This window comes from Sphingomonas abietis (genome assembly GCF_027625475.1).
GTDB classification, from domain to species: Bacteria; Pseudomonadota; Alphaproteobacteria; order Sphingomonadales; family Sphingomonadaceae; genus Solisphingomonas; species Solisphingomonas abietis.
Genome location: NZ_CP115174.1, coordinates 3,167,760 through 3,189,719 on the forward strand (window position 1 = coordinate 3,167,760; position 21,960 = coordinate 3,189,719).

The following is a 21,960-nucleotide window of genomic DNA, read 5'->3' on the forward strand; positions in this document are numbered from 1 at the left end:
CATAGAATCATCACAGGATCATCGCGCCGGCAGCGCCTGCCCCTTGACGGTGGCGGGCAGCCGATAGCGATCGCCGCCGACGCCGACCTCGATCGTGCCGGGATCAACCACGGTGACGCTGGCCTGGTCGGAGCCGTCGGCGGTCATCACCCCGCGCCCGTCGGTGGCGACGAGCAGGCGGCGGAAACCGCCATCGGGATGGTGAACGACGAGCACCAGGCCATCGCCCGAGACCATCCGCTCGATCGTGCAGTGCGCGGTGAAGCTCTGCGCCCCGGCCAGCGCGCAGGGCACGCTCGCCGCCTTGGCCGCCGCATCGGCGATCGCGCCGTCATCCGAGGAGGAGGACGACGATGGGTTGCAGCCGGCCAGGGCCAGCGTGAGAAGGATCGGGGCGAGAAACGAGCGGCGCGTCATGCCGTGACCCTAGGCGAGTCGGCGCGGCGCGTCATGTGCTTCGATCACCAACCTGTCCCAAGTCGCGCCGATTATCGGTGCCAGGCGATCGGCCCAGGCCGCGACCCCATCGGCATCGCCGATCAGATCCTGCCGCACCTCGATGCCGAGATAGGGGATGCCCGCCGCCTCGCCATGATGGTTCATCGTCGCGTTGAGGATGCGCCCCGAATAAGGCTGATTATCCCCGGTGGGGACACCGGCCTGTTCGAGCAGCGGGATCGCCACGCGCGGCGCCCGTTCGTCCTGATTGTAGAGGATGCCGATCTGCCACGGCCGCGCTTCGTCGGGCCGCGACTCCAGCCGGGGCGTGAAGCTGTGCAGCGAGATCAGCAGCGCCGGTTCGCCTCGCCCGATCGCCGCCGCCACGGCGCCATGATAGGGGCCGAAAAAGCGCGCGATCCGGGCCTCGCGCCCCGCCCCGTCGAGCCGGTTGCCGGGAATGGCGATGCCGTCGCTCGCCTCGGGAACGAGCCCCGGCGCATCCTCCTCGCGATTGAGATCGCAGACCAGCCGCGAAACCCCGGCGAGGATCGCCGCGCAGCCGAGCCGCGCGCACAAAGCCGCCGCCAACGGCGCCACCCCGATATCCACCGCGACGTGGCGGGTGAGAATGTCGGGCGATATCCCCAGATCGATATCGGCGGGGACATGCGCGGAGGCATGATCCGCGATGATCAGGATACCGCCCTTCTGCGGCTCTCCGCACGCGGCTTGGCCTATCTCTTCGAAAACGTCGGCCGGTTCTACGCTCATTTACGCCACGCCTCGCTCATCCCACGAAATCGGGCTTGCGGCGGCTGCTGAAGGCCTCCCAGCCCTCCTGGAAATCGGCGGACGAAAACGCATCGTCGAACCGCTTCTCCACGCCGAAGCGCCCCGCCATCGTCGCCTTCAGCGCATAGAGGCTGTAGGGCGCGTTGCCGGCGATGCTGTCCACGATCGATTTGCCGCACACGCCGTCGCCGCACAGCAGCTCGACCAGGCCGATGCGATGCGCCTCGGCCGCGTCGATCGTCTCGGCGGTATAGAGCAGCCGCGCCGCCTGCCCCGGCCCGACCAGCTCGATCAGCCGCATCAGATCGGGCTGGGGATAGGAGATGCCGAAGCGCGCCGGCGTGATCGCGAAGGTGGCGTTCGGCCCGGCCACGCGCATGTCGCACGCCATGGCAAGCGAGACGCCGGCGCCGAAGCAGCCGCCTTCGATCGTCGCCATCGTCGGCTTGCCCATCCCCCGGATGCGGGCGAGCGCACTCGTCATCGCGCCGCGAAAGATGTGCCGCTTCTTCACGTCCTCGATCAGCGCGGGCATCTCGGAAAGATCGGCACCGGCGCAGAAGCTCGCCGGATCGGCCGAGGTGATGACGACCAGCCGGGCATCGCTCGCGGCGGCGGCGGCGGCGATACGCTCCAATTCGCTCCAGCAGCCGATCGGGATCGCGTTGCGCTTCTCGCCCCGGTCGATCACGATGCGGGCGACCGGGCGATCCATCTCGAGCCTGAACATCGACATCCTCCATTCCCCTTCGGGTAACGCGGAACCGTCACTCGCCACCCACTATGCTACCAGAATGGGAGGCTGTCACGTCACCGCAGAAGGGTCGCGAGGCTCCACCAGCGGGGGAAGCGATCCTGCACGATGCGCGCCGCCTCGTCGCGATCCGCCGCCGTGTCGAACAGCGCGAAGCAGGTCGCGCCGGAGCCGGACATCCGCGCCAGCCGGACGCCGCGCATCGCCGCCAGTGCCGCCACCACCTCGGCGATCACCGGCTGCAGCGCGCGGGCCGGCGGCTCCAGGTCGTTGCGCCCCGCCAGCGCCGCCGCCAGGGGATCGCCATCGGCCAAGGCACCGCGATCGATCCCGTCCCAGCGCTGGAAGATCGGGCCGGTCGGCACCGCGACGCGGGGATTGACCAGCAGCACCGGAACCCCCGCCAGCCCGGCATCGTCCAGCAGATCGAGCGCATCGCCCTTGCCCTCGCCGCGCAGGCTCTTGGAGACGAGGCAGGCGGGCACGTCGGCCCCGAGATCGGCGGCGATGGCGTGGAGCGTCGCATCCGGCACATCGATCGCCCACAGCCGCACCAGCAGCCGCATCGCCGCCGCCGCGTCGGCCGATCCGCCGCCGATGCCGGAAGCCACCGGCAACCGCTTGTCGAGCCGGATCGCGGCACCGCGGGCGATCCCGGCGGCCGCCTGCAACGCCCGTGCGGCACGCAGCACCAGATTATCCTCGCCCGCCGACAGCCCCTCGCCGAACGGCCCGACGATGGCGAGCGTCAGCGCGTCGGCCGGTCCGGCGGTCAGTTCGTCGCCGTCCGCACAAAAGGCGAACAGGGTCTCGAGGTCGTGATAGCCGTCCGGCCGTCGCCGGCGGACATGGAGGGCGAGATTGATCTTGGCGAAGCCGGTCTCGGCCAGCGGCATGGCGGTCGTGGTCACGGCTTGGCGGTCAGTCCGTCGGCGAGCTTGGTCTTGAGCCGCGCCGCATCGTCGCCGTCCGCCGTCACCAGCGCAGCGCGCCAGGCGTAACGGGCATCAAGCTTGCGATCGGCCTTCCAATAGGCATCGCCGAGATGCTCGTTGATGTCGGTTTCGGCCGGCGCGCCGCGTGCGGCCCTCTCCAGCAGCGGGATGGCGCGATCGATCTGGCCGCGCAGATACCAGGACCAGCCGAGCGAGTCGGTGATCGAGGGATCGTCGGGCGCAAGCATGCTGGCCTTGGCGATCAGCGCACCGGCGCCGGCAACATCCTCGCCATGCTCCAGTTCCGAATAGCCGAGGAAGTTCAGCACCTCGGGCTGCTGCGGCGCCAGCGCCAGCGCCTGCGCCGCCTTGGAGCGCGCGCTCGGCCAGTCGCCGGCCTCCAGCACCGCACTGGCCTGCTGCAGCAGCAGGGGCCACGCCATCTCGGCCGGGGCCTTGTCGCCCCCCGCCAGGTCGAGCGCCCGGCCATAGGCCTTGGCGGCATCGGCCGGCCGCTTGGCGTTGGTGAGCAGATCGCCGAGCCGCGCCCAGTCGTTCACCGAAGCCCCCGGCGCCTGCGCCGCCGCCTGCGCTTCGCCGAGGGCCTGGTCGGCATGGCCGGTGCGCACCAGCAAGGTCAGCCGCATATCGCGCGCGCCACCGGCAAAGGGATCGCCGGGTGCGACATGGCCGACCGCCTCGAGCGCGGCTGCGTCGGCGCCGCCCTGCGACAGCAGATTGGCCGTCACCAGCCACGGCTCGCTCGCCTCCGGCGCGAGCATCGTCGCCATCCGCGCGAAGCCGAGCGCCAATTGGCCGGCCTGCTGGTTGAGATCGGCCGCGACGCGGACATAGAGTTCGGCGATCGCCGCCTGCGGCGTGTCGATCGCACCGGGCAGCTTGCGGTGCGCCGTCAGGATCGATCGCGCGATCCGGATCGGTGCCGCATCGCCGACCAGCATGGCGAGCGCGGCATCATGCTTGTGATGCTTGTCGAGCGTCGCCGCCGCCGCGATCCGCAACCGCGAGGTCCGTGCGCTATCGGGCAATTGCAGCGCGTTGATCGTGGCGACACCCTCGGCATCCTTGCCGAGTGCGATCAGCAGCAGGCCATGCTGCTCGGTGCCATAGGTGTCGGCGAGGCTGCCCGGCGGCAGCGCGTTCAGTGGCGCCAGCGGATCGCCGTCATGCGCACCATAGGCGATCCAGGCCTGCAACACCGGCATGGCGAAGGCGAACAGCTTCTCGGTGCCGATCCGATCGGTCAGCGCACGGGCGCGCTTCCAATCCTTGGCGTTCAGCGCATCGGCGACCAGCAGCAGGGTGCCGTCCGGCGGCAGCGATTTCTTCGCGTCCAGCGCCTGCGCGGCCTTCACCGCCAGCGCCATGTCACCCGCCGCCACCGCCTGCCGGAAGGCGCGGAGCTGGAGCGCGGTGTCGGCCGGATTGTCCGCCGCCGCCGCCGCGAAGCCCTGCGCCGCCAACGACAATTCGCCGAGATCGTCGGCGACCCGCGCCCGAACATAGTCATTTTCCGGAACGCTCCCCGGATCGCCATGCGGCGCGCGGCGGGGCGCATCGGCCCATGCCGGCGCACCGGCGGCAGGCACCAGCAACCCGATCGCCACGCTGGCGAGGAGGAGGGGACGGACGATCTTCATAGGCGACATGCTCGGCACAAAAACTCTCTCGGCCCCACCAGCCCCTGGCCCCGATCATTCCCCCATCCGGCGACGCGAGGCAAGCCGCGCGCCGTCCTACATGTTCGGATAGTTGGGGCCGCCGCCGCCTTCGGGCACCACCCAGTTGATGTTCTGGGTCGGATCCTTGATGTCGCAGGTCTTGCAGTGGACGCAATTCTGCGCGTTGATCTGGAGGCGCGGGGCATTCTCCTCGCGCCCGACGATCTCGTAGACGCCGGCCGGGCAATAACGCTGCTCGGGCGATTCGAACGTCTTGAGATTGACCTCGATCGGCACCGCCGCATCCTTGAGCGTCAGGTGGATCGGCTGGTCCTCCTCATGGTTCACGCCCGAGATGAACACCGACGAGAGGCGATCGAAGCTGATCACGCCGTCGGGCTTGGGATAATCGATCTTCGGGCACTGGCTGGCCTTCACCAGCGCCTGCGCGTCGGTGTGCTTGTGGCGCAGCGTGAAGGGCAGGCCGATGCCGAGGCTGCGCATCCACATGTCGGTTCCCGCGACCAGCGTGCCGAGCGTGCCGCCGAACTTGGCCACCGCCGGCTCGGCGTTGCGGACCAGCTTGAGCTCCTTGGCGATCCAGCTGGCGTCGACCGCGGCCGGATAGGTTTCCAGCTGGTCGCCCTGGCGATCCGCCTTGATCGCCGCATAAGCGGCCTCGGCGGCGAGCATCCCGCTCTTCATCGCGGTGTGGCTGCCCTTGATGCGGGGCACGTTGAGGAAGCCCGCCGAACAGCCGATCAGCGCGCCGCCGGGGAAGACCAGCCGCGGCACCGACTGCCAGCCGCCCTCGTTGATCGCCCGCGCGCCATAGGAGACGCGGCGGCCGCCCTCCAGGATCGCATTGATCTCGGGATGCTGCTTCCAGCGCTGGAACTCCTCGAACGGCGAGAGCCAGGGGTTTTTGTAGTCGAGCGCCACTACGAAGCCGAGCGCGACCTGGTTGTTCGCCTGGTGATAGAGGAAGCCGCCGCCCCATGCATCGTCCAGCGGCCAGCCCTGGGTGTGGATCACGCGGCCCGGCACATGCTTGGCCGGATCGATGTCCCACAATTCCTTGAGGCCGATGCCATAGACCTGCGGATCGCACTCGCGCTCCAGCTCGAACAGGCGCTTCAGCTCCTTGGTCAGGTGACCGCGCGCGCCCTCGGCGAAGAAAGTGTATTTGCCGTGCAGCTCCATGCCGGGCTGGTAATCGGGCTTGTGGGTGCCGTCGCGCGCCACGCCCATGTCGCCGGTGGCGACGCCCTTCACCACGCCGTCCTCGTCGAACAATATCTCGGCGGCGGCGAAGCCGGGGAAGATCTCGACCCCGAGATTTTCCGCCTGCGACGCCAGCCAGCGGCAGAGATTGCCGAGCGACAGCGTGTAGGTGCCCTTGTTGTTCATGAACGCGGGCGTCATCCAGTGCGGCATCGCCCATTTGCCGCTTTTGCTCAGCACCCAATGCTGATTGTCGGTGACGGGCACGCTCAGCGGGCTGTCGAGTTCGCGCCAGTTCGGGATCAGCTCGTTCAGCGCGACCGGATCGACCACCGCGCCGGACAGGATGTGTGCGCCGACCTCGGAGCCCTTTTCGAGCACGCAGACCGACAGCTCGCGGCCGTCCGCCTCGGCCTGCTGCTTCAGCCGGATCGCCGCCGCCAGCCCCGCAGGCCCGGCGCCCACGATGACGACGTCATACTCCATTGATTCGCGATCCGACATGTCTCTCCCTTCCTTCGGCCGTAACGGCAGGCGCGATCCCGACGAACCGGCGCACGCCGCCAACGCTCTGGCCCCATCCGCGTTTCCCGAGATTGACGCCCACGTCAACCTTCAGGCATGGCAAGGCGATGTTGAATGGGGGGGATCATCGGTTTCGCGACGTCGTCGCGAGCGCGCTCGGCTGGTGGGCCGAGGCGGGGCTCGACACGGTGGCCGGCGAGGAAAGCCGCGACTGGCTGGCGCCGCCGGCACGGCCACGCGCCGCCGATCCCGCCATCGTGGCCAACCCCGCCCTCGTGGCCGATGCCGCTGCCGCTGTTTCGGCCCCGGCCGCGGCATCGCCGCTTCCCGATACGCTGGCCGCGCTCCACGCTTTGCTCGCGACCGGCGACTATCTGCCGCAGCCGGCCCCGCCGAGCCGCCGCATCGCCCCCTCCGGCACGCCGTCCGCCGATCTGATGATCATCGCCGACATGCCCGATACCGACGATCGCGATCATCTCTTCTCGGGCGAGACGGCGCGCCTGTTCGATGCCATGCTCGCCGCGATGGGCCGGGATCGCACCGGCATCTACCTCGCCCCCTTCTCGCCGGCGCGCACCGCCGGGCGGCTGGACGAGCGGCAGAACGAAGCGCTGGCCAGGCTGATGCGCCGCCACATCGCGCTGGCCGCCCCCAGGGCCGTCATCCTGTTCGGCGACGAGCCGGCGCGCTGGCTGATCGGGCCGCTTGCGCTCCAGGCCCGTGGCGGCTTACGCTCCCTTAACCATGATGGCGGCATGGTGCCGGCGATCGCAACCTTTCACCCGCGCCACCTGCGCCGGATGCCCGCCCTCAAGGCGAGCAGCTGGGCGGATATGCGCTTGCTGCCCGGAGTCCTCGCCTCGTGATGGTCCGTTCGCTTACCACCCTCGGATGGGCCGCCGGATCGGCGCTCGCGCTGATATTGTCGGCAGGCGCCGCGTCCGCCGCCGCGGACATCTCCACCGCGCCGACCGGCTATCCGACCAGCTTCGCCCCCGCCACCTCCGGCGCGGTGCTGACGGCGGACCAGCGCCAGGCCTATTCCGCGCTGTTCTCGGCGATCCGCAACGGCAATTGGGCCGATGCCAAGGCGCAGATCGCCGCCCTGCCCGATGGCGTGCTGACCCCGGTCGCCCGTGCCGAGCTGTTCCTCGCCAAGAACAGCCCGCGCGTCGAGCGCGACGATCTGCTCGCCCTGCTGGCGCAGGCGCCCGATCTGCCGCAGGCGCCGCAACTGATGCTGCTCGCCCGGAAGCGCGGCAGCGCCGACCTGCCGACGCTGCCGACGCCGCGCGATCTCGATTGGGTCAATGGCGCGCCGCGCCGCATCGCCGCCCGCGCGACATCGGGCGACATCGCTGCCGCGAATTTCAGCACCCAGGCGCTGCCGCTGCTCAAGACCGACAATCCCGCCGGCGCCGAGACCCTGCTCAACGGCACCATCGCCCAGCTCACCCCCGAAGCCGCGACCGAATGGCAGCAGCGCATCGCGTGGAGCTATTTCCTCAACAATGACGATGCCAGCGCCTCCCGCCTTGCCGCGCTCGCCGCGCGGGGGCCGGGCGAATGGGCGGTGCAGGCCAGCTGGGTGCAGGGCCTCGCCGCCTGGCGCAGCAACGACTGCAAGACCGCCGAGGACGCCTTCACCCGCGTCGCCGGCAATGGCGGCGATGCCGAGATGCGCGCCGCCGGGCAATTCTGGACGGCGCGGGCCGAAACCCGCTGCGGCCGCTTCGCCGCCGTCCAGCAGCATCTGCGCATCGCCGCGCGCAACCCGGAGACCTTCTACGGCCTCGTCGCCGCCCGCCTGCTCGGCATGGCGGTGCCCACCACCACCGCCGCGTCCAAGCTGACGACGAGCGAGTGGACCGCGCTGGCCACCCACCCGGACGTTCGCCGCGCCGCCGCGCTGGCCGAGATCGGCGAATATGGCCTCGCCGACGAGATGCTGCGCTGGCAGGCGCGGATCGGCGCGGACAATGACCACAAGGCGCTGCTCCACCTCGCCGCCCAGCTCGATCTCCCCGCCACCCAGATCTGGCTCGCGCATAATTGCCCGGCCGGCGAGGTGATCGAGGCCTCCGCCCGCTATCCCGAGCCCAATTGGGTGCCGCAGGGCGGCTGGCAGGTCGACCGGGCATTGGTCTTCGCCCACACCCTCCAGGAATCGCGCTTCCGCACCGATGCGCTGTCGCCCGCCGGCGCGCGCGGGCTGATGCAGGTGCTGCCCACCACCGCCGACCTGATCGAGCGCAAGCGCGGCAGCGGCGTCACCGTCGATCGCGCCAGCCTCTCCTCGCCCCAGGTCAACATGGCCTATGGCCAGGCCTATCTGGAGCAGCTGCGCGACGCCACCGGCGGGCTGCTGCCCAAGGTGATCGCCGCCTATAATGCCGGCCCCAACGCCGTCGCCCGCTGGGACATCAACAATCGCGCCCAGAATGATCCTTTGCTCTACATCGAGAGCATCCCCTATGGCGAAACGCGGGGCTATGTGACCACGGTGCTGCGCAACTACTGGATGTACGAGCGCCAGTCCGGCGAGAAGACGCTGAGCCTCAAGGCGCTGGCGCAGGGGGCATGGCCCCGCTTCCCGACGCTCGGCGCCGCCGCGCGGGCCGGCGTGGCATCGGCCCAGACGATGGCGCTGCGCTCGGCCGGCATCGCCGACTGATGGCGACCCGCTGATGGTCCTCGCCTGATGCCGCTGGACGAGAGCATGGCCTTCCAGCCGATCCGCATCGCGGTGCTGACGGTATCGGATACGCGCACCGCCGCCGACGACCGATCGGGCGACACCCTGGTCGAGCGGCTGACCGGCGCCGGCCACATCCTCGCCGATCGCGCGATCGAAAAGGATGACGCCGATCTCATCGCCGGGCGCCTGCTCGCCTGGATCGCCGACCCCGGCGTCGATTGCGTGATCAGCACCGGCGGCACCGGCGTCACCGGCCGCGACGTGACGCCCGAGGCCTTCGCCCAGGTGTGGGACAAGCAGATCGAAGGCTTCGGCGAGCTGTTCCGCTGGCTGAGCTATGCCAAGATCGGCACCTCCACCATCCAGTCCCGCGCCTGCGCCGGCGTCGCGCGCGGCACCTATCTGTTCGCGCTGCCGGGATCGACCGGCGCGGTGAAGGATGGCTGGGACGGCATCCTCGCCACCCAGCTCGACATCCGCCACCGCCCCTGCAACTTCGTCGAACTGATGCCGAGGTTACGGGAGAGATAGGGTTCCCTCCCGACAGGGACCAAGAGGCGGTAGGGACCGAGAGACGGCCGCCGTGATCGACCGGTCATATCGCTCAGCCTGGGTAGGCCGTTTCCGATCGCGATCATGGCCGACGTTGCGAGAGGAGTTCCTTTCGAAACGGAACTCCGCTTAACATGTCACCTTGCATAACATGATACCTGTGATAAGGTGGCGCCATGGATATCGCATCGTGGCAAGCCCAGCTCAGGAAGGGTGCAACCGAACTGGTCGTGCTGTCGATATTGATTCACGGCGAAGCTTACGGCCTGCAAATTCTTCAAGCCGCGAACGCCAATGGCGATCTGGTAACGGATGGCGCACTCTACCCTTTGCTGAGCCGGTTAGAGAAAAGCGGAAAAATCGCTGCCCATTGGGTCATTCCCGATGGAGGTGGAAATCCCCGCAAATATTACGAACTGACCTTGGAGGGCCGCGCCCTCGTTACCGACATGCAAACCGTGTGGGTCCACTTCCGGACGAATATCGCTGCTTTGGTGGAGGACAATGATGCGTGATGCCGAAACCCGAGATCATGAAATCGATGCCTATGTCCGCAAGCTGCTCTGGGCGCTTCAGAGCATTGGTCTGGAAGACCGCCTCGCAATTTCAAGCGAGATCCATAGCCATCTCACAGATTGCAACATGTCGGGCATCGATACTCTGACAGCAGCAATCGCGCGGCTCGGTCCCCCGCATCGGCTCGCGCGACGCTATGTCGAGGAATATGAACTTGCTGGAGCGGTAAGTCGGGCCGGCCCTGCCCAACTTCTGCTCAACATGATCCATCGCGCGTCACGCAGTTTGACCGCGTTGGGGGCAGCCTTTGCCACGCTGATATTGTATCTTTTTGCCGCTGCGTTTGGCGTGATCGCCGTGGCGAAGCCAATCGTGCCAAACAACGTCGGAGCTTGGCACAGTGCGGATGGCTGGGAAGCAGGCTTGGTTGCCTCGCCTCCCGCAGATAGCAGCGATGTCCTGGGCCTTTGGATAATCCCGATCGCCGTAGCACTTGCGCTCGCAACATATCTCATTGGAACCCGCTTGCTTCGCACTGTCGCCGGCAAGTTGCTGTCTACGCCCATCGAGCCAGCATCCTCCTAAGGATGGCGCAAAAGAATTCCCTGTGCGGCAGCATATAAACATCAACGATCTCGCTGGCTTAGCTGCGGCATAAGACCGTTGCGCAATATCTATTTTCCGATGCAGCGATGCCAAGAGCAGTCCACCCAAACCGCCGCCTTCCCCACGATCGGCCCGTTCAATCGGCCTGCATCACCGCCAGTTCGTTCCCGGAAGGATCGCGGAAGTGGAAGCGCCGGCCCCCATATTCGGGCACCGGCAAAGGCAGTCCCCGCGCGACCGAGCGGGCCGACAGCCACGCTTCCACGATCACCGGATCAATGCCCTGATGGATCATCATCCCTCACGAATGGAATGGTAGCGATCTTCGAGCGGCGGTCGCGACGCGATCTAGAGCCGATCGACATTCGGATGGGCGGAATATCGCGTGATCGTTTCGTTTCAGACCGTCCTGCTGAACTTGCTTCAGCATGACGGTCTCCTCCGGCGCGCTCAGCGCCAAGCTTCGCTGGGATCCTGAAACAGGTTCGGGATGACGACCGCTTCAGGCGTGGATCGCAGCCTGATCCGCTGAATGTCGATCGCCTCTCGATCGGTCACCGCGCCGGTGCGGACAGGCTCCCGCGCCTTTGCCCGTGGTTCAGTCCGCCGACTTGATCACCAGAAATTTGCTCTCAATGGTCGCTTCGCTGTGGGTGTAATCCGTGCCCGTGGCGAGGCTGGCGAACGGAGCGCCGCCTTCTTCCCGTTCGCTGACCAGATGAGTGCCGGCAACTTGGCCGAGATAAAGGACGCCGTTACCGCCTTTGGCTTTGGCCAAATGGGCAATCCGTTGGCTTCGCAAAGGGTTGCCCGTGGCAGGAGACGCCACGCGATCATCCCGTATCATTCCAACGACTTTATACTTTCCGGCAGGCAGACCATCGGAATAGACCGCGATGCCGCCGACATCATGGGATTGGCCCCGGCCGCCTTCGATGATCGGCGCAGGGTCGTTGACCGCTTCGAATATGGAGCCCGCGAACGCAGGCGCCGTGACGGACGACAGCGCGCCAAGAGGGAGGGAAATGACCAGAAAACGCGCCATACGCTTCATATCGACCTCCATCGTCGTCGCGAAGATATGCCTTGATATTAGGTTGTCAATTGAAATGGACTAAATTCTTCCCTGCCCGACGGGCTCGCTTGTGCAACGATGATCATTCTACCGCGACGTCAATGCCTTGACCGATGCAAAAGGCCGCTGCGGGCTGTCGGTTTCTCGCCGCCGCATTTCTGACAAACGCCCGAGCCTCCCGCCCATACCGAACCATCCGCTCAATCCGCCTCCATCACCGCCAGTTCGTTCCCGGAGGGGTCGCGAAAGTGGAAGCGCCGGCCGCCGGGGAAAGCGAAGATCGGCCGCACCACCGTGCCGCCCGCCGCCTCGACCTTGTCCGGCCAGCTATCGAGATCCGTCACATCGATCACCGGCAGCGGCGCCCGGGTCGCTTCCGCCGCGTCGCCCTGGAGGCCGAGATCGACGTCGCCCGTCATCGTTGACGCATAGCTCGGCCCGAACGCGGTCATCAGCCAGCCGAATGCCAGCTCGTAGAAGCTCTTCGCCACCGCGGTGTCCGCGACGGGGAGTTCGACATAGTTGATCCGGGCGGTGCTGATCTCCGTCATCGTGCGAATCCTCCAATGTTCTTTCTTTGTTCTGCTCGATCCGCTACGCTTTGTCAATGTCGAAGGTCATACCGAGTCGGTTTCCAGAGCAGCGGGCGGGACGCGGCGCGACGGTCAATGATCGACCCCAGCGCTTCGGGCTGCCGGCGCGCGAGGCCGACGGGGACTGGCTGGATCAGCGCGAAGAGGTCGATGGCGCGGCCCCGCCGCTGCGCACCACCGTCACCCTCGAGACGCCGCGCACGATCATCACGCGCAACGCGTCGCCCGATGTCGGCTTCGATCGCTCGATCAATCCCTATCGGGGGTGCGAGCATGGCTGCATCTACTGCTTCGCGCGGCCAAGCCATGCCTTCCACGACCTTTCCCCCGGCCTCGATTTCGAGACCCGGCTGTTCGCCAAGCCCGATGCACCGGAGTTGTTGAAGCGCGAGCTGGCCGCCGCGAACTACCAGTGCCGGCCGATCGCGTTCGGCACCAACACCGATCCCTATCAGCCGATCGAGGCGCGCTATCGCATCACCCGCGCCTGCCTGGAGGTGCTGGCCGGCTGTCGCCATCCGTTGACAATCACCACCAAGTCCGATCGGGTGCTGGCCGACATCGACCTGCTGAAGGACATGGCGCGTGACCGGCTGGCGGCGGTGGCGATGTCGATCACCACGCTCGATGCCAAGACGGCACGGACGCTGGAGCCCCGCGCCCCGCATCCCGAACGGCGGCTGACGGCGGTGCGGCGGCTGGCGGATGCGGGCGTGCCGGTACATGTCTCGATCGCGCCGGTGGTGCCGCAGATCACCGATCACGAGATCGAGCATCTCGTCGAGCGCGCGGCGGAGGCTGGCGCGCGCGGCGTGTTCTTCCTGCCGGTTCGCCTGCCGCACGAGGTCGCGCCGTTGTTTCGCGCTTGGCTGGAGGCACATCATCCCGATCGCGCCGCCAAGGTGATGGCGACGATCCAGTCGATCCGCGGCGGGCGGGACAATGATCCCGATTTCTTCACGCGGATGAAGGGGCAAGGGCCATGGGCGGATCTCATCCGCACCCGGATGCAGATCGCCAGCCGCAAGCATGGCCTTGGCCGCGAACGGCTCCAGCTGCGCACCGATCTGTTCCGGCCGCCGGTGCTGCCCGGCACCCAGATGTCGCTGTTTTAGGCTGACGGCATCCGGATCCGCCTGGCTCCCCCCCTAAGGAGGCGAGCCAGGCAGCGCGCCGTTTATTTGATCTTGAGCTTGTTGGGGCCGCGCTGGGCGTCGTCCTTCTGGTGGATGATGCCACGATCGGCCTGATCCTGGAGGCCGGTCAGCCGTGCCTTGTCCGCCGCGGTGAGGCCCTGCGGGTGGCGCGCCCGCATCTGCGCGACTGCGGCACGGATCGACGCCTGCTGCGCGCGCAGACTTGCGGCCTCCGCATGGGTGAGCTTGCCCGAACGCAGGCCCGCATCGATGCGCCGTTCCTGATTGAGCTGGCGGACATTGACCGGCTTGGCCGCGACCAGCCCCGAGGTGACCAGCGCGCCGAGCGTAAGGGCGATAAGGGTGCGTTTCATGCGATGCTCCTGACTGCACGGGCCTCGGCCCATAAGGATGGGGACAACGGCGAGGCGGCCAGAAGGGTCCGTCCGGAGCGATCTATCCGCGCAATCCATCGTCGCGATGCCGGCCACCGCCCGCCGCCACGGCCGATGCCGCGAGCAGCGTAGACATTGGTCGCAATCCTGCAGTGCGCCGCCGATTCTCCATGTTTCCTTTACCACGGCGGCACAGCGTCTCCTGCAAAGACATGGGAGAATGCCGGTGCTGGATGGACAGGATGACAGGCCGGACATTGCCGCATCCGGGCCGCCGGCGATGCCCGTCGCCAGCCAGGATGGCGCGATGGACGTCCATTATGACGACGAGCGGCGGATCATCCGGATCGATTGCCATGGGGTGTGGACCCCGGCCCAGGTCGATGCCTGTTTCGACGAGCTGAAGACGCTGATCGGCGAGATGCGCACGCGCCTGAACCGGGTCCGGGTGTTTGTCGACCGGCGCCTCGCCGTGCCGCAACCGATGCCGACGGTCGAGCGCCTGAAGCAGCATGTCATGCAGGAATATCGGCCGAACGACCGGATCGCGGTCGTCGTCGACAGCAGCCTCGCCAAGATGCAGCTCAGGGATCAGCTCGATCCGCAGACCCATAAATTATTCCTGTCCGGCCATGCCGCCGCAACCTGGCTGTCCGCGCATGACTAACATGACGACCGCCGCGGCGCCGCTCGATCCCCTGCTCAACGGCCTTTCCATTCAGCATGATGCGGCCAGCGACTTCATCTTCATCGCGGGATCGGGGTTCCTCCAGGTCGAGCAATTCGATGCCATGTTCGCCACGGTCGGCGACCTCGTCCGCGCCTGCCACAGGCGATCGGGCAAGGTTCGGATATTGGTCGATAACCGCGATATTCTCCTGCATAGCCCGGAGGCTGCGGAACGGCTGAGGCGCGGCGCGCTCAGCCTCTACGAGGATGGCGACCGGATCGCGATCATCGTGGAATCCGCGCTCGCCCGGATGCAGCTGCGCCGGCTGCTCGATCCCCGCACCCATCGGCTGTTCGAGACCCGCGCCAACGCGATCGCCTGGCTGGCGCAATGAGCCCGGCGGCGATCGACGGACCTCAGCGGCCGAAACGGATCGAGACGCCCTCCTGATCCCGCACGACACGGGCGCGGACATCGTAGAGCCGTTCCAGCACGTCGCTTACCAGGATGGCGGCTGCCGGGCCGGCGGCGAGCAGCTGCCCGTCCCGCACCGCCACCACATCGTCCGCCACGCGCAGCGCCAGATCGAGATCGTGGATCGCCATGATCACGGTGCGGCCGGCGTCGGCGCGCGCGCGCAGGCGCGCCACGGCATCGATCGCATGGCGGGGATCGAGCCCGGCGGTCGGCTCGTCGACGATCAGCAGTTCGGGATCGGCGACGGTCGCGCGGGCCAGCATCGCGCGCGCCAGCTCGCCGCCCGAGAGGCTGGTCGCGGGGCGATCGCGCAGCTCGAGCAGATCATGGTCGGCCAGGGCGCGGTCGATCGCCCCATGCAGCGCGAGCGGCAGGTGGCCGAACGCCGGCAGGTGCGCGGTGAGGCCCAGCGCCACCACCCGCTCGACACTGATCGGCCAATCGACCTGCGGGGATTGCGGCAGATAGGCACGGCGCCGGGCGAGCGCCTTGCGGCCGATCGCGGACAAGGGTTCGCCGCCCAGCCGGACCTCGCCGGCATCCGGCGGCAACAGCCCGGCGGCGACCGACAGCAGGCTGCTCTTGCCGGCGCCATTGGGGCCGATCAGCGCGGTCAGCCGGCCGCCCGCGAAGCTGATGGAGACGCCGTTCAGCACCGGCCGCCTGCCTCGGCTGAGATGGATGTCGCGGAGGGTCAGGTCGGTCATGGCGCCGTCCGCTTCAGGTGCAGCACCAGCCACAGGAAGAAGGGCGCGCCGATCAGGCTGATCAGCACGCCGAGCCGCAGCTCCGGGCCGGACTCGGCATGGAACAGCCGCGTCGCGATATCGGCCGCGACGACGATGATCGCGCCCGCCAGCGTCGCCGGCACCAGCACGCGAACCGGCCGGTGGCCGACGGCCGGTCGCACCAGATGCGGCGCGATGAGGCCGACGAAGCCGATCGCGCCCGCCACCGCCGTCGCCGCGCCGACGCCGAGCGCGATGCCGAGCAGCGCCAGCAGGCGGGTCCGCCCGATCGCGACGCCGAGGCTCTCGGCCTGCGCCTCGCCGAGCGCCAGCGCATCGAGCGCGCGGCCGGTGGCAAAGAGCAGCGCACCGCCGATCAGGATGAACGGCGCTGCCAGCATGACATGATCCCAGCTGCGATCGGCGAGCGACCCCATCAGCCAAGTGGTGATCTCATAGGCGGCATAGGGGTTGGGGGCGAGGTTGAGCGCGAGGCTCACGCCCGCCGCCGCGATCGCCGACACCGCCGATCCGGCGAGGATCAGCGCCAGCGTGCCGCCGCTGCGCGACAGCGCGAAGGCCAGCCCGGCCGTCACCAGCCCGCCGACCAGCGCGAAGCCCGGCGCGGCCAGCGCGGTGATGTGGGCGAAGCCGTAATAGATGGCGATCACCGCGCCGAGCGACGCCCCCGACGACACGCCGAGCAGCCCCGGTTCGGCCAGCGGATTGCGCAACAGCCCCTGCAACACCGCGCCGGACAGGCCGAGGATGCCCCCGATCAGCAGCGCCAGCACGAGCCGCGGCAGGCGGATGTCGAGCATGATCAGCCCGGCGAGATCCTGCCGGCCCGATGTCAGCCCGGCCCAGACGTCGAACGGGCTCAGCCAGACCGTGCCGGCGAGCAGCGAGATGCCGGCCAGCGCGATCAGCACCACCAGCAGCAGGGGGATGATCCAGCGGCTCATCGCGACGCCGCGAAGGGCAGCGGAGGATGTGGGCGGGCCGCGGCGTCCTGGATTTGTGCGCGGAGCATCCGTGCGCCGTCGGCGGCGAAGGGCGTGCCGCAGAAATAGACCGACGGGCGCACCGCCACCGTGCGATCCGCCCAATAACGGCGGACCAGCGGATGATGGGCGACATCGTCCCGCAGCCCCGGATGCCCCGATCCCGGCGCGCCCTGGAGCAGCAGTTCGGGCGCGGCCGCGAGCAGCACCTCCGCATCGGGCGCGCCATAGGAAGAGGCCGGCGGCTCGTCGGCGAGGTTGATCGCGCCCGCGGCACCCAGCACCGCATCGTAGAGCGAGCCCTTCTCGGCCGAGAATCCCGCCCCGTCCCATGCCGCCACCCGCACCGGCCGCACCGTCTCGCGCGCCAGCGCCGCGAGACCGGCATCCATGTGGGCGATCAAGGCTTCGCCCCGCGCCGGTTCACCGACCGCCGCCGCCACCTGCCGCGTCGCCGAACGGATATCGGCGAAGCTCATCGCCTCGGGCACTTCGAGGATCGGATAGCCGAGCCTGCGCAGCATGGCGGTCGTCGCCGGCGTGGTGAAGCTGCCGACGATCACCAGGTCGGGCTTCTGCCGCACCACCTCCTCGGCACCGCCATGGTTGATCCCGACCCGCATCGCCGCCTTCGCCATCACCGAAGTTTCGGGATCGCGCGACAGCCACGTCACCGAGGCGATGCGATCGGGCGGCAGCAGCGCCAGCACCAGCTGATCGGTGCATTGGTTGAGCGACATCACCCGCCACGGCTTCGCCACGCCCCCCGCAGGAGACGCGGCGACGGCCAGCGCGAGGATGCCGCTCGACCAGCGCATCAGATCATCGTTCCGATCAGAAGTTCACCCGGACGCCACCATAGCCGGCGCGGCGCGGCGTGGCGAAGGTGTAGACATCCTCATAATGCTCGCCGAGCTGGTTCTCGACGCGGCCGAAGATCTGCACCTTGTCGGTGAGGTTGTAGGTCGCGTCCATGTTGACCAGCGTATAGCCGTGGAGGCGCACCAGCGAGCCCGGATAGGTGCCGAAGAACTCGTCATTCTGCGCGCCATTGTAGCGCACGCCGAGATTGGCGGAGAAGCGCTGGTGCGGCGGCGCCCAGCCGAGGTTGAGGCTGGCCGTGTTCTTGGCGCGGCGCAGCGCCTGCGTCTCCACCGTGCCGACCAGCACGTCGAGCGACTGCGGCGCGTGCAGATAGGTATAGGCCGCGTCGATCCGCCAGCCGTCGCCGAGCCGTGCCGCCGCCGAGACCTCGACACCGCGCTGGCGGGTGTGGCCGGGCAGGTTGACCGAGGTCTGCTCGCCGGCCGCGTTGTAGGTGGTGGTGATCTCGTCCTTCAGGCGATTGTCGAAATAGGTCGCGTCGATCGTGATGTGGCGATCGAGGAACGCCTGCTCGACACCGGCTTCCCAGCCATGCGACTTCTCGGGCTTGAGGTTCGGATTGCCGATGTAGATGCCGGCATAATAATCGAACAGCTCGCTGAAGCTCGGATCCTTGACGCCCGAGCCGACCGCGGCGTGGACGCGGGTGCCGGTGTCCAGCTTGTAGCTCGCCTGCACGCGATAGGTGGTGGGATCGCCGAAGCGGTTGTTCCAGTCGTGCCGCACCGAGGCGCCGATCGCGAGGCGATCGTGGACGGTCAGGTCATATTCGCCGACCAGGCCGACATTGGTGGTGTGCCGCCAGCCGAGGAAGGCGCCATATTGGGTGATGGTGGTGCGCTCGCTCTCGCGCTTGGCATCGACCGCGACGGTCGCGACCTGCTTGATGTCGTCGGTGCCGAAGTGGAAAGCGCCCTCGTAGCTGCCCTTGAGGCGACGGCCATGTGTGCCGTAGGTCGCGTCGATCGGCTGGCCCTCGCGCGGCGAATAGGTGTCCGCCACGTCGTAATCGGTGCGCTTGGTGTCGGCGATCTGGGCGGTCAGCGCATTGGTGAAGCGACCGTCGAGCAGGTCGAGCTGGCCGCGCACCAAACCGTAGATGCCGCGATAATGATAATGGGTGCCGGGCGAATCGACGGTGACGCCGCTCGCATCGGCATCATCGGTATCGGCATCGCTGTAATTGTAGCGGCCGACCGCGGTGATGTGGAAATTGGGCGCGACCGTCCAGATCGCCTTGCCGGAGGCGCCGACCTGATCGGCCCCGACATCGCGCGAGCCGCCCTCGGCGGTCGGATAACCGCGCGTGTGGAGCGCGGTGCCGGTGAAGGCGTAATCGAGATCGCCCTTCACCCCGGCGACGCGGGCCGCCCCGTCCACCGTGCCCATCGAGCCGCCCTCGGCGCGCAGCGAGACGCCGGGCGCCTCGGCACCGGTGCCGGTGATGTAGTTGATCACGCCGCCGATCGCGTCCGATCCATAGAGCGAGGATTGCTGGCCGCGCAGCACCTCCATGCGCGCGGCGGGATCGGCGAGGATCGTGCCGAAGTCGAACTCGCCGGTCGAGGGATCGGACACCTCGATGCCGTCGACCAGCACCATGGTCTGGTTCGCCTCGGCGCCGCGGATGCGGATCTGGGTCTGGCCGCCGATCGCGCCGGTACGGCTGACGTCGACGCCGGGCACGTCGCGCAGCGCATCCGACAGCACGCGGGTCTGGCGCTGTTCGAGCGCCTGGGCGTCGATCACCGTCACGGATGCGCCGAGCAGGTCGGTCGGGATCGCATCGCCGGAACGGGTCGCGGTGACGACGATCGTGTCGCCATTGGCATCGGTGCCGGGCAAGGCGGGATTGCTCTGCGCGTAGGCCGGCATGGCCGGCAGGGCGGCGCCGAGCGCGAGGATGGTGGCGATGGTCGTCTTCAAAATCTGTCCCCCGGGCGCTGAGCGACTTCGGGCGGGGGCTTCCGTCGCGGACGGCCGGCGCAAGGGACAGACGCGCGCCGGTGGCACCCCTCCCCCACAACCGATGCGGCCCCTGCCGCACACACGTCGCTCAGACGGGCAAACCGTGCCGTGGCTTCTCCCTGAGCCAAGGCAAGAGCGACCTCATCGCCGGCAGGTTTCCTGGCTCACGGGTCGTCGCACGATGCACGCCTTCCCAGGCCGTCAGGCCCAGTGGCCGGCCCGTCCGCGAGGACGGGGCCGAAGTGCATCGCGCTCTCCGCTTACAGTTGCAGGGACAGCCACGGAATAGGGCAGCGAACCACCCGCACCGCGTTCCCTATTAAGCCCCTCGCGGGGCACCGGCGCGATCACGGGGGATCGGCCGAAGCCCTTCCCCCTTGCGGCGGCCCTATACCGGGATTCGGCCGATCCGCCAGACAGAAAAGCTCAGGCGGGTTCACCGAGCCGCTGCTCCAGCCGCGCCTGCTCGTCGCGGATCGCATGGGGCACGCGATCGCCGAGCCTGGCGAGATCGCGCGCCGACAGGCTGGCCTCCTCGCGCCAGACATCCGCGTCCACCGCCAGCAGTTCGGCAAGCTTCGCGGGTTCGAGCGAAAGGCCGTCGAGATCGAGCGAGGCCGGCGCCGGCACCCGGCCGATCGGGGTATCGATCGCCTCCGCCTCGCCCTCGATGCGATCGACGATCCACTTGAGCACGCGGCTATTCTCGCCATAGCCCGGCCACAGGAACTTGCCGTCGGCGCCCTTGCGGAACCAGTTGACCAGATAGATGCGCGGCAGATGCCCCGGATTGGAGGCGGCCGAACGGCCCATCTTCAGCCAGTGCCCGAGATAATCGGCCATGTTGTAGCCGCAGAAGGGCAGCATCGCGAACGGATCGCGGCGCAATTCGCCGACCTTGCCCTCGGCCGCCGCGGTGCCCTCCGACGCGATGTTGGCGGCGAGATAGACGCCATGCTGCCAGTCGAACGCCTCGGTGACGAGCGGCACCGCGGTCGCCCGGCGCCCGCCGAACAGGATCGCCGAGATCGGTACGCCGGCCGGATCTTCCCATTCGTCGGCGATCGACGGGCATTGATCGGCCGGCGCCGTGAAACGGGCATTGGGATGCGCGGCGGGTTTGCCCGCGGCCGGATCCCAGCGCTGGCCTTGCCAGTCGATCATGCCGACGGCCGGCGGCGCATCGGTCAGCCCTTCCCACCAGACATCGCCGTCGTCGGTCAGCGCGGTATTGGTGAAGATGCAATTGGCGAACAGCGTATCGACCGCATTCCTATTGGTCTTGATCCCCGTCCCCGGCGCCACGCCGAAGAAACCGGCTTCCGGATTCACCGCATAGAGCCGGCCGTCCCTGCCGAAGCGCATCCAGGCGATGTCGTCACCGATCGTCTCGGCGGTCCAGCCCGGCACGGTCGGCTCCAGCATCGCCATGTTGGTCTTGCCGCACGCGCTCGGGAAGGCGGCGGCGACATAATGGACCTGCCGGGCGGGGCTGGTGAGCTTGAGGATCAGCATATGCTCGGCCAGCCAGCCGGCATCGCGCGCCATCACGCTGGCGATCCGGAGCGCGAAGCATTTCTTGCCGAGCAGCGCATTGCCGCCATAGCCCGAACCATAGGACCAGATTTCGCGCGTCTCGGGATAATGGACGATATATTTGTCGTCGTTGCACGGCCACGGCACATCCGCCTGCCCCGCCGCCAGCGGCATCCCGACGCTGTGGACGCAGCGGACGAAGAAGCCGTCGTCGCCCAGCATGTCGAGCGCCGGCTGCCCCATCCGCGTCATGATCTTCATCGAGACGACCACATAGGGACTGTCCGAAAGCTCGACGCCGATCGCGCTCTGCTCCGATCCGATCGGCCCCATGCAATAGGGCACCACATAGAGGGTGCGGCCCTTCATGCAGCCGTCGAACAGCGGATCGAGGGTGGCGCGCATCGCGGCCGGATCGCGCCAGTTGTTGGTCGCGCCGGCATCGGACTCGTCCTCCGAGCAGATGAAGGTCCGGCTCTCGACGCGGGCGACGTCGCGCGGATCGGAGCGGGCGTGGAAGCTGTTGGGGCGCCTGGCCGGATCGAGCCGCGTCAGCGTGCCGGCCTCGACCATAATCGCGGTCAGTTCGGCCCATTCCTCATCGGAGCCGTCGCACCAGCGGATCGCATCGGGCTTGGTCAGCGCCGCGATATCCTCGACCCAGGCGATCAGCGCGCGATGGTTGGTGGGGACCGGCGCTTCGGGCTCCGGGGTGTCGGCCTCTGGGGATTTGATCAGCGTCGCCATTCCGTGCTCCCGTTGCGG

23 protein-coding genes and 1 riboswitch are annotated in these 21,960 nt (G+C 68.2%); of the genes, 8 read left to right on the plus strand and 15 right to left on the minus strand.

The window, feature by feature from the left end; all coding sequences use genetic code 11:
* Positions 1–18: 18 nt before the first annotated feature.
* The 6 genes from PBT88_RS14955 to PBT88_RS14980 all read right to left on the minus strand — a co-directional run bounded on the left by PBT88_RS14955 (position 19) and on the right by PBT88_RS14980 (position 6,332).
* Positions 19–417 carry a hypothetical protein gene (locus PBT88_RS14955; RefSeq protein WP_270076121.1) on the minus strand — a complete coding sequence of 133 codons (399 nt, stop codon included), beginning with the start codon at positions 415–417 and terminating at the stop codon, positions 19–21.
* 9 nt (positions 418–426) lie between these two features.
* Entirely contained in the window at positions 427–1,212 is a 786-nt protein-coding gene (locus PBT88_RS14960) for an N-formylglutamate amidohydrolase (RefSeq protein WP_270076122.1), read from the minus strand.
* Positions 1,213–1,228: 16 nt separating this feature from the next.
* Positions 1,229–1,963: an enoyl-CoA hydratase/isomerase family protein gene (locus tag PBT88_RS14965; RefSeq protein ID WP_270076123.1), complete on the minus strand. Its 735-nt coding sequence runs from the start codon at positions 1,961–1,963 to the stop codon at positions 1,229–1,231.
* Positions 1,964–2,043: 80 nt separating this feature from the next.
* Complete coding sequence (locus PBT88_RS14970; RefSeq protein WP_270079282.1) at positions 2,044–2,883, minus strand: 4-(cytidine 5'-diphospho)-2-C-methyl-D-erythritol kinase; 840 nt, start codon at positions 2,881–2,883, stop codon at positions 2,044–2,046.
* An 11-nt stretch (positions 2,884–2,894) separates the two neighbouring features.
* Positions 2,895–4,583, minus strand: a complete 1,689-nt coding sequence (locus PBT88_RS14975) for a tetratricopeptide repeat protein (RefSeq protein ID WP_270076124.1) — start codon at positions 4,581–4,583, stop codon at positions 2,895–2,897.
* 96 nt (positions 4,584–4,679) lie between these two features.
* Positions 4,680–6,332: an electron transfer flavoprotein-ubiquinone oxidoreductase gene (locus PBT88_RS14980; RefSeq protein WP_270076125.1), complete on the minus strand. Its 1,653-nt coding sequence runs from the start codon at positions 6,330–6,332 to the stop codon at positions 4,680–4,682.
* Between the two features lie 128 nt (positions 6,333–6,460).
* Here PBT88_RS14980 and PBT88_RS14985 point away from each other — a divergent pair, with 128 nt between their 5' ends.
* From PBT88_RS14985 to PBT88_RS15005, 5 genes are all read left to right on the plus strand, one after another.
* Positions 6,461–7,222: a uracil-DNA glycosylase family protein gene (locus PBT88_RS14985; RefSeq protein ID WP_270076126.1), complete on the plus strand. Its 762-nt coding sequence runs from the start codon at positions 6,461–6,463 to the stop codon at positions 7,220–7,222.
* A complete protein-coding gene (locus PBT88_RS14990) occupies positions 7,222–9,030 on the plus strand; it encodes a lytic transglycosylase domain-containing protein (RefSeq protein WP_270076127.1) in 1,809 nt (602 codons plus the stop codon). Before PBT88_RS14985 ends, PBT88_RS14990 begins: the two co-directional genes overlap by 1 nt.
* Before the next feature lie 27 nt (positions 9,031–9,057).
* A complete protein-coding gene (moaB, locus tag PBT88_RS14995) occupies positions 9,058–9,585 on the plus strand; it encodes a molybdenum cofactor biosynthesis protein B (RefSeq protein WP_270076128.1) in 528 nt (175 codons plus the stop codon).
* A gap of 197 nt (positions 9,586–9,782) precedes the next feature.
* Positions 9,783–10,121, plus strand: coding sequence for a PadR family transcriptional regulator (locus PBT88_RS15000; RefSeq protein WP_270076129.1), 339 nt, complete (start codon positions 9,783–9,785; stop codon positions 10,119–10,121).
* Complete coding sequence (locus tag PBT88_RS15005; RefSeq protein WP_270076130.1) at positions 10,114–10,707, plus strand: DUF1700 domain-containing protein; 594 nt, start codon at positions 10,114–10,116, stop codon at positions 10,705–10,707. Before PBT88_RS15000 ends, PBT88_RS15005 begins: the two co-directional genes overlap by 8 nt.
* Positions 10,708–10,864: 157 nt before the next feature.
* Here the strand turns inward: PBT88_RS15005 and PBT88_RS15010 are convergent, their stop codons facing one another.
* The 3 genes from PBT88_RS15010 to PBT88_RS15020 form a co-directional block, all read right to left on the minus strand.
* Positions 10,865–11,023: a VOC family protein gene (locus PBT88_RS15010; RefSeq protein ID WP_270076131.1), complete on the minus strand. Its 159-nt coding sequence runs from the start codon at positions 11,021–11,023 to the stop codon at positions 10,865–10,867.
* A gap of 303 nt (positions 11,024–11,326) precedes the next feature.
* A complete protein-coding gene (locus tag PBT88_RS15015; protein ID WP_270076132.1) occupies positions 11,327–11,794 on the minus strand; it encodes a hypothetical protein in 468 nt (155 codons plus the stop codon).
* Between the two features lie 209 nt (positions 11,795–12,003).
* Positions 12,004–12,354, minus strand: a complete 351-nt coding sequence (locus PBT88_RS15020; protein ID WP_270076133.1) for a VOC family protein — start codon at positions 12,352–12,354, stop codon at positions 12,004–12,006.
* Between the two features lie 56 nt (positions 12,355–12,410).
* On the opposite strand from PBT88_RS15020, the gene PBT88_RS15025 reads away from it, so the two are divergent.
* Positions 12,411–13,511, plus strand: coding sequence for a PA0069 family radical SAM protein (locus PBT88_RS15025; RefSeq protein ID WP_270076134.1), 1,101 nt, complete (start codon positions 12,411–12,413; stop codon positions 13,509–13,511).
* A gap of 62 nt (positions 13,512–13,573) precedes the next feature.
* Here PBT88_RS15025 and PBT88_RS15030 read toward each other — a convergent pair whose 3' ends face one another.
* A complete protein-coding gene (locus tag PBT88_RS15030; RefSeq protein ID WP_270076135.1) occupies positions 13,574–13,906 on the minus strand; it encodes a hypothetical protein in 333 nt (110 codons plus the stop codon).
* Positions 13,907–14,153: 247 nt separating this feature from the next.
* Here PBT88_RS15030 and PBT88_RS15035 point away from each other — a divergent pair, with 247 nt between their 5' ends.
* Positions 14,154–14,594 carry a hypothetical protein gene (locus PBT88_RS15035; protein WP_270076136.1) on the plus strand — a complete coding sequence of 147 codons (441 nt, stop codon included), beginning with the start codon at positions 14,154–14,156 and terminating at the stop codon, positions 14,592–14,594.
* Position 14,595: 1 nt separating this feature from the next.
* Positions 14,596–14,991 carry a SpoIIAA family protein gene (locus PBT88_RS15040; RefSeq protein WP_270076137.1) on the plus strand — a complete coding sequence of 132 codons (396 nt, stop codon included), beginning with the start codon at positions 14,596–14,598 and terminating at the stop codon, positions 14,989–14,991.
* A gap of 22 nt (positions 14,992–15,013) precedes the next feature.
* Here PBT88_RS15040 and PBT88_RS15045 read toward each other — a convergent pair whose 3' ends face one another.
* The 5 genes from PBT88_RS15045 to PBT88_RS15065 all read right to left on the minus strand — a co-directional run bounded on the left by PBT88_RS15045 (position 15,014) and on the right by PBT88_RS15065 (position 21,942).
* Positions 15,014–15,781, minus strand: coding sequence for an ABC transporter ATP-binding protein (locus PBT88_RS15045; protein ID WP_270076138.1), 768 nt, complete (start codon positions 15,779–15,781; stop codon positions 15,014–15,016).
* Positions 15,778–16,767: a FecCD family ABC transporter permease gene (locus PBT88_RS15050; RefSeq protein WP_270076139.1), complete on the minus strand. Its 990-nt coding sequence runs from the start codon at positions 16,765–16,767 to the stop codon at positions 15,778–15,780. The genes PBT88_RS15045 and PBT88_RS15050 overlap by 4 nt, the downstream gene beginning before the upstream one ends.
* A complete protein-coding gene (locus tag PBT88_RS15055) occupies positions 16,764–17,624 on the minus strand; it encodes an ABC transporter substrate-binding protein (protein WP_270076140.1) in 861 nt (286 codons plus the stop codon). Before PBT88_RS15055 ends, PBT88_RS15050 begins: the two co-directional genes overlap by 4 nt.
* Positions 17,625–17,640: 16 nt before the next feature.
* Complete coding sequence (locus tag PBT88_RS15060; protein ID WP_270076141.1) at positions 17,641–19,617, minus strand: TonB-dependent receptor plug domain-containing protein; 1,977 nt, start codon at positions 19,615–19,617, stop codon at positions 17,641–17,643.
* Between the two features lie 174 nt (positions 19,618–19,791).
* A riboswitch (cobalamin riboswitch) is annotated at positions 19,792–20,017 on the minus strand.
* Positions 20,018–20,085: 68 nt separating this feature from the next.
* Positions 20,086–21,942: a phosphoenolpyruvate carboxykinase (GTP) gene (locus PBT88_RS15065; RefSeq protein ID WP_270076142.1), complete on the minus strand. Its 1,857-nt coding sequence runs from the start codon at positions 21,940–21,942 to the stop codon at positions 20,086–20,088.
* Positions 21,943–21,960 lie beyond the last annotated feature (18 nt).

Coding starts and splice junctions, on each gene's coding strand:
- PBT88_RS14955 (WP_270076121.1), bottom strand. CDS start 417: ATGACGCGCCGCTCGTTTCTCGCCCCGATCCTTCTCACGCTGGCCCTG.
- PBT88_RS14960 (WP_270076122.1), bottom strand. CDS start 1,212: ATGAGCGTAGAACCGGCCGACGTTTTCGAAGAGATAGGCCAAGCCGCG.
- PBT88_RS14965 (WP_270076123.1), bottom strand. CDS start 1,963: ATGTTCAGGCTCGAGATGGATCGCCCGGTCGCCCGCATCGTGATCGAC.
- PBT88_RS14970 (WP_270079282.1), bottom strand. CDS start 2,883: ATGCCGCTGGCCGAGACCGGCTTCGCCAAGATCAATCTCGCCCTCCAT.
- PBT88_RS14975 (WP_270076124.1), bottom strand. CDS start 4,583: ATGAAGATCGTCCGTCCCCTCCTCCTCGCCAGCGTGGCGATCGGGTTG.
- PBT88_RS14980 (WP_270076125.1), bottom strand. CDS start 6,332: ATGTCGGATCGCGAATCAATGGAGTATGACGTCGTCATCGTGGGCGCC.
- PBT88_RS14985 (WP_270076126.1), top strand. CDS start 6,461: ATGTTGAATGGGGGGGATCATCGGTTTCGCGACGTCGTCGCGAGCGCG.
- PBT88_RS14990 (WP_270076127.1), top strand. CDS start 7,222: ATGGTCCGTTCGCTTACCACCCTCGGATGGGCCGCCGGATCGGCGCTC.
- moaB (WP_270076128.1), top strand. CDS start 9,058: ATGCCGCTGGACGAGAGCATGGCCTTCCAGCCGATCCGCATCGCGGTG.
- PBT88_RS15000 (WP_270076129.1), top strand. CDS start 9,783: ATGGATATCGCATCGTGGCAAGCCCAGCTCAGGAAGGGTGCAACCGAA.
- PBT88_RS15005 (WP_270076130.1), top strand. CDS start 10,114: ATGCGTGATGCCGAAACCCGAGATCATGAAATCGATGCCTATGTCCGC.
- PBT88_RS15010 (WP_270076131.1), bottom strand. CDS start 11,023: ATGATCCATCAGGGCATTGATCCGGTGATCGTGGAAGCGTGGCTGTCG.
- PBT88_RS15015 (WP_270076132.1), bottom strand. CDS start 11,794: ATGGAGGTCGATATGAAGCGTATGGCGCGTTTTCTGGTCATTTCCCTC.
- PBT88_RS15020 (WP_270076133.1), bottom strand. CDS start 12,354: ATGACGGAGATCAGCACCGCCCGGATCAACTATGTCGAACTCCCCGTC.
- PBT88_RS15025 (WP_270076134.1), top strand. CDS start 12,411: ATGTCGAAGGTCATACCGAGTCGGTTTCCAGAGCAGCGGGCGGGACGC.
- PBT88_RS15030 (WP_270076135.1), bottom strand. CDS start 13,906: ATGAAACGCACCCTTATCGCCCTTACGCTCGGCGCGCTGGTCACCTCG.
- PBT88_RS15040 (WP_270076137.1), top strand. CDS start 14,596: ATGACGACCGCCGCGGCGCCGCTCGATCCCCTGCTCAACGGCCTTTCC.
- PBT88_RS15045 (WP_270076138.1), bottom strand. CDS start 15,781: ATGACCGACCTGACCCTCCGCGACATCCATCTCAGCCGAGGCAGGCGG.
- PBT88_RS15050 (WP_270076139.1), bottom strand. CDS start 16,767: ATGAGCCGCTGGATCATCCCCCTGCTGCTGGTGGTGCTGATCGCGCTG.
- PBT88_RS15055 (WP_270076140.1), bottom strand. CDS start 17,624: ATGCGCTGGTCGAGCGGCATCCTCGCGCTGGCCGTCGCCGCGTCTCCT.
- PBT88_RS15065 (WP_270076142.1), bottom strand. CDS start 21,942: ATGGCGACGCTGATCAAATCCCCAGAGGCCGACACCCCGGAGCCCGAA.